The following is a 13,674-nucleotide window of genomic DNA, read 5'->3' as shown; positions in this document are numbered from 1 at the left end:
ATATCATACATGCAAAAAGAAAGTAGCGAAAAGCATTGTAATGAAAATGTTCTAGTTCTCCAGGGTGGAGGCTCTCTTGGAGCCTACGAGTGTGGAGTATACAAGACAATTGACAAGCTCAAGATAAAGATAGACGTTGTTGCAGGCACTTCGATAGGCGGAATCAACTCTGCAATAATTGCGGCAAGTAAAACTGGCAATCCTGCAAAAGATTTGGAGACATTTTGGCTCACATTAGGACAGACCGTAACATCACCATTTTTTATCGGACGCATGAAAGAGGTTTCATCGTCAATCTATTCTGCAGTGTGGGGAAACTTGAATGCATTTTTCCCACTTTGGATGACACCCGCAGTCGGATTTTTGTACAATTCTCCATATCTTTACGACATGTCCCCCATGAAAGCAACTCTAGAAAAATTTGTAGATTATACAAAGCTCAAGGATCCTTCAAGACCAAGACTCATAATAACTTCAACAGACATCCAGAATGGAAAACCAACCATCTTTGACAGCAAGTATGACAATTTTACATCGGATCATGTTCTTTCAAGTGCAGGATATCCATTCTATGGAATCTCGTGGACCAAGGTAGGCAACCGATACCTTTGGGATGGAACGTTGCTAAGCAATACACCTCTAAGGGAAGTAATTGATGCCTCGCCCACATGTGACAAGCGANATGTCCTTTCAAGTGCAGGATATCCATTCTATGGAATCTCTTGGACCAAGGTAGGTAAAAGATACCTCTGGGATGGAACGTTATTGAGCAATACGCCTCTAAGAGAGGTAATTGATGCGTCTCCTGTATGTGACAAGCGTNTGCCTGCCAAAGAGGGGCCATAATAAAGGAGATAATCAGGATAGAAAGAAAAGAAGACTCTCACTATCTTTTTGAGGATGCGGACTTTGCAATTGATACTATAAAGAAACTGATAAGGTCAGGTGAGCAAGATGCAAAAGTAGCCCTCGAAGACTTTGGAAAAAAGTAGCTACATAAAAAAAGAGAAAAGAGAAAAATCAGTGTTTGTGGTTTACAATCTGCTGTAGCTGGTGGATTACATCAGCTGCTGCTTTGATATTGTTCCAGACATCACTTGATTGGTTTCCTTGGTATTTGTTCGAGCCCACTTGATTCAGTGCAGTTTGTGCATTTCCGATATCTGTCTGTGCTTGGCTTACCAATCCCTGATACGAAGATGTGCTGTTTTTCGTAGCAAGAAGATTTAGCTTTGCCTGATCTGCTTGAATTGCAGTTGCTGCTGCAAAATGAAAGTTATCAGGTGTTTTGCATCCGTTGTAAAGACAGAAACTTTGAAGTGCTGCCTGAAGTTGTGTGCTGTTTTGTGCATTCTGTACTGCTAATTGAAATGCCTGAATTTGTGCAGTTGCATTGCCTATCACTTTGGCCATTCCAGTTGTATCTTCACCATGTTTAGCCATTTTCTGGGTCATGTTATTAGCACGAGCCATGTCAAAGTTGTACATGTCCACCTTTAGATGAGCTCGTTGTTGTTTTGCTACAAAGAGACAACTATTTTCAGTGGATCGTAGTTGACTTGTTTCTGATTTTAGTGTGGCATATACCGTCTTGCTGTGAGTTGCCTTTAGATCAGCACGAGAATCTAGGTTTGTAGTTCTGACGTCACTGTGATATGTTTTGAGATCAGTCTTGAACTGTACAGTATTGCTGGAATTAACATCTGCCTGTAATGCAACAAAGTCAGCACCTGTTTTTGCGATATCAGTGCTAAGAGTTGCAGTTGTAGTGGAATTGTTAATTGCAGTCACTACTGCATTTGTGTATCCATCAAGATATGCGTTATTACAAGTAATAGATGCAAACTGCACCTGTAATTGTTGTTCAGCATATTTTGACTTTGGACTAGACTCTGCAAATGCTGCAGAGGGCAATACCAACATGACACATGCAATCAATGCAGTGTATTGGAGTCTTGTTTGCATAATGAGTAACTCGTTATGAGTTTATAATGCGTTGCGTATAATTGTAACTTAACAAAGTTAACCAATGGCAAGCTATTTTAAAACAGCCCACGTAGGTTATAAGGTACAAAAGAAATAACAGAGAAATGGTGCAGCAGGAAAATAAAGACAAGGAAGAATTTCCAGACGAGTCTTCAGAAAACAATGACGAGTCAGTAGAATTTCTAGATGATGAATTTGAGGAAGATGTAGATTCTGAAAAATCCGAATCATAGATGACAATCACTTAAAAGCAAGAAATGGTTTAATGGAATCATGGACGATTCTCAGTACAACTCTCAAATTGAAAAAATAGCATCTGTGATACTAAAAGACAAGATATCACTTGACGAACAAGACGAGAATAAATTAAAGAAATATCACGACTTGGCAAAAAAACAATTTCACTTGCAAGACGAGTCTGCAGTTCAGATTGTAAATGAGGCATTTTTGTATCTAAAACTAAAAGGGTCAGATTCTGCTGATCCTCTCCAACATGGAGACCAATTTGGTGCAGGATTTAGTTAGAAAAATAGAACAGTATTTTTAGGAAAACTTGAGTCTAGTCTTTGCAGATATTGCAATTATCGAGAACACTGCAATTGCAAGAACTATAGATGCAAGGACTCCAAATTCTGGAACAACCTGAGTACCAATTACTTCTACCTGTGTAGTATCTTGAGGAATTGATACGGTTATGGTCCTATCAGTACTAGTCTTACTTTCTGCAAAATCAGTATCTGCCCCATCTACTAGAACAAAATATTGATCATCGTTTGCACCATTTTTTGCATCAATAAGGGCTCTTGGCAGTGTGACAGTCAAGTTGCCATCAGCAGTAGCCAGAAGTGAAATTATAAGTGATGTATCAGGTGCGCTAATTGACATGCCAGTAATTGTCGCACCTGTTATACCATAAGGTATCTGAAATGATTGACCACTCTGTGCATCTTTTAGCGTATACTGTTGCGATGTTTGTGCAAAAACCGGTGCTATACCTATTGAGAATACAATGCAAGACATTATCACATAAGAATGCCAACGCATGGATTCTTTTTTATCGCGTATTATTTGACCTTTTCTAGAGATTGTTCTATACAGAGAATTGAAAAATAGCGGTCTTTTAGCAATAAGACAGGTGATCATTTTTGATAATAAAGTACATAGCACTCTTGCTAGTGCAGGTTTTGTTGCTTTTCATAACAGTACCAAGTAGCCAAGCAGAGTATCTACAAAATAATCAAGTTGCCATCAATGTAAGCTATGAAAATCACATATCCGATCCGTATACAATTCATGTAACCGAACATCAGAAATATACAATTTCTCAGAAACATTCTTGGACAACCGATGGCATCGGCAGATACAATCTACAAGCTTATTCCATTGATAATGGTCCAGTTGTTCCCATCAACAGATCATCTGATGGAAACTTTACACTCGATATAGTGGCAGACACTAATCATTCCATACTCTTTATTGCAAAACCGCAATTTGAGATGTTGTTCCAAGGAATCACCAATGCAACTTTTTTCCCAGTATCCCCAACAAATGACAGCTGGTTTGATGCAGACTCAGACGAGCAATTCATTGTACCACATATCATACCATCAGACAATGAATATACTCGACAGCAAATTACAGGATGGTCACTTGATAATTCAGACATCAATGTAATTGCAGGAGAATCAGACACTTTCAAGTCTCCAATCATTCACATGTCAGAGCCACACAAAGTTGATCTAAAATACAAAACCCAGTATTATGTAAACGTCATCACTAATTTCGGTCGAACTCTTGGAACAGGGTGGTATAACAGCGGAACTATTGTAGACATAACCGCACTTCCAGGAAATGATGTTTTGATAAACCATGTATTTTCAGGATGGCAAGGACCTGTCATTGGAAACACAAACCAAGAATCTACCGAGGTATCGGTAGACTCGCCAAAGATCCTAGTAGCCAACTGGTCTGCAGATTATACCAACATATCCACAAGTATTATAATCATAATTGCAGTTACAGTTGTTCTTACGATTTACCTAAAAAGGAAAAACATACTCAAATCATGATTAAAAATAGAGCGAGAACTTAAAGCCACCAGATTCGATTACCAAAACGTTGCTACAGAATCAGGATCCAGTAGCCTTGCGGGAAGAGATTCAAAAAATCATGGTAAATAATGGTTTTAAGAGAGAGTGCTATGCAAAGATTCTCGATTACACCATAAACCTGTTTGAGTCAAAGGGTCTTGGTGAAGAGTATTACGGATATCACAATATTGTTCATGAACTAGAAGTAACCTATGTCACTTTACTTGCAGCCCAAGGGGAACGCATCCACGGCATTCTCAAACCAGACGACTTTCCATATCTCTTTGTTGCCGCTCTGTTCCATGATTATGATCCTCAAAAAAAGGTTGACAAGCCACACGAAGAAGATGCCGTGAAATTTGTCATGACAGATGAAAAGCTAAACTTGCTACTACGAGATGCAAATATCGATAAAAATTTGATTGCCGCACTAATCCACAGGACAACATATCCTTGGAGCGGAGAAATAAAAGAAGTGACAGAGAAAAAAATTGAAGACTGTCTTGATTCATCAGATATTGTAAGAGACGATCCTATCAAGAGAGAACATTTCAAAAAAATAGGATGGTTCCTTTCAGTGACAGACAGAATTGCAGGATACACCNAAATATTGATAAAAATTTGATTGCTGCACTAATCCATAGGACAACGTACCCTTGGAGTGGAGAAACAAAAGAAGTAACAGAGAAAAAAATCGAAGACTGTCTTAATTCATCAGAGATTGTAAAAAATGATCATAGTAAGAGAGAACATTTCAAAAAGATAGGATGGTTCCTGTCAGTGACAGACAGGATTGCAGGATATACTCTAGGAGACTTTGCAAAAGCATTAGAGATGGCACAAAAAAATGCACATGCATTAGCATGGCATCCATATTACATCGTCAGAAGATCTGTTGCATATTTTGAGGACCTTCTCAATAACGATGCAATAATGTATCAGAGTGTGTTACAAGCACTTCCAAAAGATATGAGAAAACATTTCACAGACAATGTTTTGTCGTTTATGAAATTACGTGAGCAAGAAATCCAGATAGAAGGATCACTTGTCTATGACAATACAAAATTCTTTGCAGTGATTGAACCAATGTCAAACAGACAAGCACCAGAATTCATTGACACATTATCAGAGATTCACAAGCAATTACCAAAACCTCTCCAATTCAAAAAAGATGATTTTGTAGAATCAGTCATGGCAAAAGACACCATACTAAACACGCTAAGACTAGGAAGCGACAATGGTCCCATCATAGGTTTTACAAAAGGAGGACCACTTGAGACATACAAATTGCGACTCGAAATAAATGACGTAAACTATGGCTCAAAAAACACAGCATTCATGGAGCCACTTGCAATCAGGATGGGATATTGGGGACAAAGAGGTGGAAGAGAGATGAGACTGTTATTTAACATGCAGGTCCAGTCAAAAGGATACAAGTATCTTACAAGTTTTGCACTACGAGATGTCATTACAAGCAGAATTGAAAGAAACGAGCCTATCGAATTTGTAAAGCAATTTGACCCAGAACGCTGGGACTATTACCGTATCGCACTACAATAGCTAGTTTGAGTTCTTTCGCGATATGATGNTAAAGCAATTTGACCCAGAACGCTGGGACTATTACCGTATTGCACTACAATAACTAGTTTGAGATCTTTCTTGATTTGATAAACTTGGCAAGATGTATCGCACCAATAAATGGCCACGATGTCAACAATACTAGAAATCCAAACCATACAACTTGACCATAATTTACATAGCTTGCAGCCAAGNTTGCACCAATAAATGGCCACGACATCAACAATACTAAAAATCCAAACCATACTATCTGACCATAATTTACATAACTTGCAGCCACGTTTAGCGGAAATGCATACGACGTAATCCCACCAGGAATGACGCCAGACATGAATGGCTGAATGTAGGTTTGTAATGCGTTCCATCCCACAAATACTGTAACAAAGAACAAGACTGCTTTTCTTCCCACATACTTTTCAAATCCTTTTCTTTCAATTTTTTGTATTTTTTCACGGAGTTCTTTTACTTCATCATGCAACTTTTCTATTGCAACTTCTGCATTTTTCTGGTAAGAGTCAGAGTCTCTTGGACCAAGATAGAGAGGTATCATTAGTTGTAGATATTTTTGATCAGATTCTGGAAGTGGTCTTCCCTTTTGCAAAAGGTCAAGAAGATATTCCAGTCTGCCTTGGTCACCTTTTCCAAGAATTAGGATTTGCTGGATTGCACCAATTAGATCTTCTGACAACAATTTGAACCGGAGTTTGCCCAGATAAAAGCGATAGCACCTAAGTGGTATCTAGACCTGAGCCATTCCCACTATGGCTCTTGGAAAGACATCTTTGCGTTGTTCTTCTTCCTTGAGATATTCATCATACCCACCTATTGATTGCAAAGATTTGGTATCCATTATCTTGTATTTCGATATCTTTGCTCTACGAAACAGATCTTCTAGATCATCTTTTGAGAACCACTTGGAGTATACACCCTTTGATGTTCTAAGTATTGCATTTTCTACATCTTGCTTTGAGGTNTCTTCTAGATCATCTTTTGAGAACCACTTGGAATAGACACCCTTTGATGTTCGAAGTATTGCATTTTCCACATCTTGCTTGGATGTCATTATCTCACCCACTGTTCTTTTGACTTCTCTACCATAGAATTTTTTGAGCCCAAAGTCTTTGAAGAGTTTCTTGTTAAAGACAGAAATAAGTATGGTACCATGAGGCAGTGCGAGATTTTTCATCGATTTGAGCATCTGCACCTGTAGTTCCGTATTTTCTTGGTTTCCTAGCGTCTGAAATGTACATACGATTACCTTGTGGGTATCATCGAGCATCTTTTTGTTTAGATTAAAGTTCTGGGCAATTCCAGTTATTGGAAATATTCTCTTGTTCAAAAGTTTGCCCAGGCCGTATTTTTTGAGTAACCTAGTAGAGTGTGATATCATTTCTTCAGAATAGTCTATCCCTATGACATATCGCAGGTTTTTTTCATAGTTTGCATCATATTGATACAGCCTACTTGTTTCAGGATTTTTTTTCAGATCCTTGCACGAATTGATTCCAATTTTAGATCCTAAAAGTATGAGATATCTTCCAGGCCCCGAGCCTGCGTCAACAAAGGTCACCTGTTTTTTTTTCAAAAGAGAATCAAGATAATTTGTTATAAAAATCTCCTCGAATCTTTCATAGGATCTAGCAGACCAAGCAGCTTCTGTATGGTGTACAACATTTCTAAAATATTGTCTTGCCATGTACTTGCTTGCAATTATTCCTTTGATGATATCATGGTCATTTTTTGAGAGACCACCCAAATGCAGTCTCTCTTTTATCTTTCTTGCAAGGATTCCATTTGTACAGATTTCATGTCGTATGCTAGGTGTAAGTAAATTCAGATAATCATCTTTGAAGATGTATCTAGACGAGCAGTTTGTACAAAACAAATTTTCACTTTTTTTAGTTGTCTTGTCAAACTGCAACTTGTGTCCACACACAGTACAATTTGCAATTATCGGCTCAAGGCTGGACAAGATTTACTGTTCTGACTTGGAGTCATCATATGCGTCTTCATTACTTTTCTTTTTAGCAACCTTTTGCTTTGATGAACCCTCGTCTTTTATGTAAGTATCATAAGTTCGATACACCTGTCGTATGGTCTTAAGATAAGATTCAAAGTCTGGAAGTTTTATTGGTTCATAAAAGTAATTCATGTGAACTTTGGTCAGATTGTTCTTGGATATTCCGACACCTTCGAGCACATGGATTGGTTTGCTGTCAACAGAATGCACCCATCCAAGAGACCTAATCTTTTCCACCATCTCTTCAAAGTGGCCAGCATCGTTTGTCACTATCCTTAGGATAAAATCATAGTTTTGCCCCTCTCCTTGGATTACATCAATTGTTGTAACAATGCTGTATTCCCGGCTAATTTCCACCAAGTTGTTGTACATCTCAGAATATGGAATAACTCGGCGCTCAAAAAGCGGGTTCTGGGTTTTGATAAAAGTATAGAATTGATTGTCAAATAGCTTGCTTGGATCGACAAGAATCCATTTTATCCTGTCGTCTCTTTTGCTGTCTGCACCAGTGTTGTGCTCCAAGATAACACGTTTTTTTATCAACTCTTCAATTCTGCCCTTGACATTATCTCGCGATAGCACATAGCCATGTTTTTCAAGTTCCTTGTTTGCAGTGTCAGGAGTAGCACCGCCCTGTAAGACTTGTAATATTAGAACATCAAGTGGACTGATATCGTTTTTTGTAAGATTCTTCAGCGGGATTGCTTGTTCAGGGTTGTCTGTTCCTCTGCCTACCATGATGACAAGGTCTCATACTATTATTAAAAACATTTACTACATTTTTGTCGCAAAAATGTCAAAACGCCAATGTTTTAGGCACGGCCAAGTTTGGTTTATGCCTAAAATGACCCCAACATTTCTGCGGCAAAACGCGTTCTAATTGATTTATAATTTCTCCTGACAAGTAATGCCATGACAACAATACCAGCAGTNTATCCTTAGGATAAAATCATAGTTTTGCCCCTCTCCTTGGATTACATCAATTGTTGTAACAATGCTGTATTCCCGGCTAATTTCCACCAAGTTGTTGTACATCTCAGAATATGGAATAACTCGGCGCTCAAAAAGCGGGTTCTGGGTTTTGATAAAAGTATAGAATTGATTGTCAAATAGCTTGCTTGGATCGACAAGAATCCATTTTATCCTGTCGTCTCTTTTGCTGTCTGCACCAGTGTTGTGCTCCAAGATAACACGTTTTTTTATCAANTGCTTGGATCGACAAGAATCCATTTTATCCTATCGTCTCTCTTGCTGTCAGCATTATTGTTGTGCTCCAAGATAACACCTTTTTTTATCAGNTACCAGCAGTTGAAAGAACTGAGCAAGCAAAATGCAGTACCTGTGCTTGCAACTGTACACAACTATGCACCCAGTGTGGAAGAAACTTTTGTGCAAAACACCTACTTGGACATGCTGAGAAATGCAGCNTACCAACAGTTGAAAGAACTGAGCAAGCAAAATGCAGTACGTGTGCTTGCAACTGTACACAACTATGCACTCAGTGTGGAAGAAACTTTTGTGTAAAACACCTGCTTGTACATGCTGAAAAATGCAGTGGATACAAGACAGTCATCCACAAGATACTGGAAAACGACTTTAGAGAAATTGTAAAACAAGTCATGGAGGCAATGCTAAAATCGATATGACTCGCACCAAATCCCCTGATGAGTCCGTGAGATTCGGACGAAACAATATTGTCGGGAGAAAACTAGGAGGTGAAACATAGAGAATGAATGGAACCAAAATACAGCTAGTTCTTGCAATCAGCGCAGGATCATTGCTATTGAGTGCAAGTTACATGGGGTTTGCCTGGGCAGATTCAGGACAGGATTCTTTAGGTAACATACAGATCAAGGCAACCGATGCAATAAAGAAGGATCCTGGCATGATGAAGATACTATACAACATAGAACTCTTCAAGCAACAATATGCAGCACAGCAACAAAAGCAAGCATACCAAGCCCAACAACAACAGTTGATTGACCAGCAACGCAAACTTGCAAACGATTACTTGCAAGCAGATCTTGCTAATGCAAACAATGTCAATGACATGAACAGCCCAGTAAACGCATATACTGGCTTTGTCAGCAAAGTGGATAGCTCTACACAGGGAGTATTCCTAGACNACCAGCAACGCAAACTTGCAAACGATTACTTGCAAGCAGACCTTGCTAGCGCAAACAACGTCAACGACATGAGCAGTCCAGCAAACGCATACTCTAGCTTTGTCAGCACAGTAGATAGTTCTGCACAAGGAGTATTCCAAGATNCAGAAATATGCAGCACAGCAACAAAAACAAGCATACCAAGACCAACAACAAAAGATGATTGAGCAGCAGNATTCCAAGATGAATTTGCATACATGCAGGCAAAGGTAGCTCAGGGAAAACTTGCCATGACCAAGGTCTTGGAACAAGGAGGTTCACGTAGCGATGCATTGAATGCATACTATAGTGGAGCTGCAACACAGAAGACAGAATTGGTAGATGTCAACAAGGGAATTAACATAAAGTATCACCTTGCAGACACAAACGTCCAAGATCTGTTCAACAAGAACGGGAACTTGAAAAAGTACTCGTCTTAAAGCCCAACTTTTTATTAATTTATTTTTGCCCTATCCATGGGCCATATTATCAAGCATTATTTTTCTTAATACCTTCTTTCCGCTCTTGACAACTATCACAGGATTTTGATGTTCGTATTCTTTGGGAATTGTTACTGACGAGACACTTCCTTCATAAATATGCCGTGGCTTGTCCAGATTTGTATCAATCCAGACACATGTATCCTTTCCACATATTATTACACAGTCCTCTATTGTCTCTCCACTGTTTCGTAGTCTTACTTGAGATGNACCAAGGTCTTAGAACAAGGAGGTTCACGTAGTGATGCATGGAACGCATACTATAGTGGAGCTGCAACACAAAAGACAGAATTGGTAGATGTCAACAAGGGAATTAACATAAAGTATCACCTTGCAGACACAAACGTCCAAGATCTGTTCAACAAGAACGGGAACTTGAAAAAGTACTCGTCTTAAAGCCCAACTTTTTATTAATTTATTTTTGCCCTATCCATGGGCCATATTATCAAGCATTATTTTTCTTAATACCTTCTTTCCGCTCTTGACAACTATCATCGGATTTTGATGTTCATATTCTTTTGGAATTGTTACTGATGAGACGCTCCCTTCATAGATATGTCGTGGTTTGTCCAGATTTGTATCAATCCAGACACAGGCATCTTTTCCACATATTATTACACAATCCTCTATTGTTTCTCCGCTGTTTCGTATTCTTACTTGAGATATAGTTGCAGCAGATGCATGTTCTAGTGTAAAATGATAATCTTTTGCTATCTTTCTTGCCACCTTGGTTCTAACAAACCATGTGGTAATACCTACAACACCAGATGCAACAACCGAAGTAATTATTCCATTTATCAACACGCTATCAGTAGCCGGAGGCGTTTGGGACTGTGGAGGTTGGCTAGAGTTTACAACCGGTGTAGGAGTGGGAGGGGTGCTATCAGGTTCCTTTACAGCANGGTTATACCAACAACGCCAGATGCAACAACCGAAGTAATTATGCCATTTATCAATACACTATCAGTAGCTGGAGGTGTTTGAGACGGCGGAGGTTGACTAGAATTTACAATTGGTGTGGGTGGTACATTGTCAGGTTCCTTTACAGCGTGAAGTGTTTGATATCTCAAAATTCCTGACAGTACATTGTTTATTGTAGATGGTGTTTGGGTTACATTTGATAGAATTGTTCTTGGGTCCTTTATGATTACAAGTTGTTGGTAATCACTCTGTGAAAGTATTATTCCAGTCAAGATGTTTCCGTCAGGAGCTGTAAAGTCAAGCTTTACGTTGTTTGTAGGAGGCACATTAGATGGAGGTGTATTTGTAGGAGGCGTAGTGGTATCAGTTTGGTTTGGCTTTTGTACAGGTGGTGGGACATACACTAGTGTTGTTACAGAGGCTTCATTTGACGGATTGCTATGTGTGCCAGAATAAACTGCCGAGACTCGATATGTATATGTCGTATTAGGAGTCAGCCCATTAATAGAATATTTTGTAGTACTATTTCCTGTATCTACGTCAATTACCTGAAATACACCTTGATTATCTTTTAGTTCCACTCGATATCCCATTAGCTTCTGGCCATATTGTTCAATGGGGGGAAGCCAGGACAGATTGATTCCAGTAGAAGAAGCAGGCTTTGCAATCAACGGAGCAGGAACTGCAAGATCACTTAGGTGATTATTCTGATATGATAACAAATTTGCAAGATTGTTGTTTAATGGGTCAGAGGTAGGAGTAGCATCAAGCATTATGCTTCTAGCATCTTTTTTGTATTGTAATGCAAGATAGTCACTCTGACTACATACTACACTAGATAGAACAGTTCCATCTGAAGGAACAAAATCAAATTTCACATTTGTGGTAGAAGATGAAACTGGAGGGCTTGGGGATTGTACAGAAGTGGTTGAAGGAATGGCAGCTGCAATATTTGAAGGGTCAGTAGAGGTATCATCAGAATAAACTGCAGAGACTCGATAAGTGTATGCAACTCCTGTTTTCAGACCAGTAATAGAATATGACGTAAGTGTACTACCAGTGTTGTATACAATGACATTGAACACACCAGAACTTATTTCCTGTTCAATTTTGTATCCAACAATTATTTTTCCATAGTTTTGTGTAGGAGCAGACCAAAACAGGTTAATTTGTGTAGGTGAAACTGCAGCTGCACTAAGTCCAGTAGGTGTAATGGTTGGCACCTGGGGGGCAGCTCCTTCTGCATAAAAGTTGATACCCAAGGTTCCAATCAGGACAAGCGAAATTGTAAGAATAAAGAATCTAGTGTAATCCATAGTCATGGCTGCCATTTTGCTTTAAATAAATTAATCATATTTATTCTTAAGAATTAGCTGTGCCATCTCCTAAAATGGCTTTAGTATAATTCATCCAATCAGTCAATATAGAACCAAAAGTGGGTATAGCGTAGAAAAAAATCTACTAGTTTACTTGATTGTGATTACAGCAGTTGGTGGTGATGATGGGTTGACCACTGTAATGTTTACTGTTGCCATATCTTTTCCAAAGGCGTTGCTTACTGTATTAGCGAACACTAGGTCCTTTGTCTGACCCAAGGCTACATCAGGTGCAGTAAATGATGGCATTACAGTATTTGCACTAAGCAATTGTACTGGTTCACCTGAGATTTGTACCCAAGAGTATTTCAAGTATTGACCAGTACTCTTTGAGCCATCAAGTTGAACTACTGACAAGGCTGGAACTACTTGGTTTGGACCTGCATCNATGTTTACTGTTGCCATATCTTTTCCAAAGGAGTTACTTACGGTGTTAGCGAACACTAGGTCCTTTGTCTGGCCCAAGGCTACACCAGGTGCAGTAAATGATGGCATTACAGTATTTGCACTAAGCAATTGTACTGGTTCACCTGAGATTTGTACCCAAGAGTATTTCAAGTATTGACCAGTACTCTTTGAGCCATCAAGTTGAACTAATGACAGGGCTGGAACTACTTGGTCTTTACCTGCATCTGCTGTTGGAGCACCGCCTGGTTCAGGATATGCAGCGTAAACATATTGTTCACAGTTTCCTACAATTGTGTTACCTTGACTAAGTGTTAATTGGAATGCATAGACATTGCCACCAGATCCAGTTGGAAGTGATACTGTTGGTGATGCATCAGTAGTAGATGAAATTTGAATTGGTGCACCAGAGACTTGAGTCCATGCATAAGTCAGAGGAGCGTTTGATGGATTGCTNAGATGAAATTTGGATTGGTGCACCAGAGACTTGAGTCCATTCGTATGTTAGAGGAGCGTTTGATGGATTGTCNACCACTGTAATGTTTACTGTTGCCATATCTTTTCCAAAGGCGTTGCTTACTGTATTAGCGAACACTAGGTCCTTTGTCTGACCCAAGGCTACATCAGGTGCAGTAAATGATGGCATTACAGTAT

7 protein-coding genes and 4 pseudogenes are annotated in these 13,674 nt (G+C 39.1%); 5 read left to right on the top strand and 6 right to left on the bottom strand.

Translation table 11 applies throughout. The features are described 5' to 3' along the window. Positions 1-9 precede the first annotated feature (9 nt). Positions 10-681 (top strand): annotated as a pseudogene (locus DYY66_RS15875) (patatin-like phospholipase family protein); the annotation flags it as partial. A 339-nt stretch (positions 682-1,020) separates the two neighbouring features. Here DYY66_RS15875 and DYY66_RS03500 read toward each other — a convergent pair. Then, complete coding sequence (locus DYY66_RS03500; protein WP_166286253.1) at positions 1,021-1,965, bottom strand: hypothetical protein; 945 nt, start codon at positions 1,963-1,965, stop codon at positions 1,021-1,023. 125 nt (positions 1,966-2,090) lie between these two features. On the opposite strand from DYY66_RS03500, the gene DYY66_RS13970 reads away from it, so the two are divergent. Together DYY66_RS13970 and DYY66_RS03495 are read left to right on the top strand one after the other, a co-directional pair. Continuing rightward, a complete protein-coding gene (locus tag DYY66_RS13970) occupies positions 2,091-2,219 on the top strand; it encodes a hypothetical protein (RefSeq protein WP_255496024.1) in 129 nt (42 codons plus the stop codon). Positions 2,220-2,259: 40 nt separating this feature from the next. Continuing rightward, on the top strand, positions 2,260-2,511 hold the full coding sequence (locus DYY66_RS03495) for a hypothetical protein (RefSeq protein WP_166286251.1): 252 nt from the start codon (positions 2,260-2,262) through the stop codon (positions 2,509-2,511). Between the two features lie 18 nt (positions 2,512-2,529). Here the strand turns inward: DYY66_RS03495 and DYY66_RS03490 are convergent, their stop codons facing one another. After that, complete coding sequence (locus DYY66_RS03490; RefSeq protein WP_166286249.1) at positions 2,530-3,030, bottom strand: PEFG-CTERM sorting domain-containing protein; 501 nt, start codon at positions 3,028-3,030, stop codon at positions 2,530-2,532. Between the two features lie 101 nt (positions 3,031-3,131). Here DYY66_RS03490 and DYY66_RS03485 point away from each other — a divergent pair, with 101 nt between their 5' ends. Next, a complete protein-coding gene (locus DYY66_RS03485; protein ID WP_166286247.1) occupies positions 3,132-4,055 on the top strand; it encodes a hypothetical protein in 924 nt (307 codons plus the stop codon). A gap of 3,574 nt (positions 4,056-7,629) precedes the next feature. On the opposite strand, the gene DYY66_RS03460 is transcribed toward DYY66_RS03485, so the two are convergent. Continuing rightward, positions 7,630-8,412: an Lrp/AsnC family transcriptional regulator gene (locus tag DYY66_RS03460; protein WP_166286237.1), complete on the bottom strand. Its 783-nt coding sequence runs from the start codon at positions 8,410-8,412 to the stop codon at positions 7,630-7,632. Between the two features lie 2,116 nt (positions 8,413-10,528). Between DYY66_RS03460 and DYY66_RS03435 the strand changes: the two are divergent. Next, positions 10,529-10,714 (top strand): annotated as a pseudogene (locus tag DYY66_RS03435) (hypothetical protein); the annotation flags it as partial. Between the two features lie 506 nt (positions 10,715-11,220). On the opposite strand, the gene DYY66_RS03425 reads toward DYY66_RS03435, so the two are convergent. The 3 genes and pseudogenes from DYY66_RS03425 to DYY66_RS15865 form a co-directional block, all read right to left on the bottom strand. Beyond that, positions 11,221-12,570 (bottom strand): fibronectin type III domain-containing protein (locus tag DYY66_RS03425; protein WP_218583594.1); only part of this gene is annotated, 1,350 nt, incomplete at its 3' end. 135 nt (positions 12,571-12,705) lie between these two features. After that, positions 12,706-13,002, bottom strand: a pseudogene (locus DYY66_RS15870) (peptidase); the annotation flags it as partial. Between the two features lies 1 nt (position 13,003). Further along, positions 13,004-13,314: pseudogene (locus DYY66_RS15865) on the bottom strand (hypothetical protein); the annotation flags it as partial. Between the last annotated feature and the right edge of the window lie 360 nt (positions 13,315-13,674).

It is taken from the genome of Candidatus Nitrosotalea sp. FS (genome assembly GCF_011319475.1).
In the GTDB taxonomy this organism is placed as follows: domain Archaea; phylum Thermoproteota; class Nitrososphaeria; order Nitrososphaerales; family Nitrosopumilaceae; genus Nitrosotalea.
The sequence above is the reverse complement of the archived record's forward strand: the minus strand, read 5'-3'. Positions and strand labels throughout refer to the sequence as shown.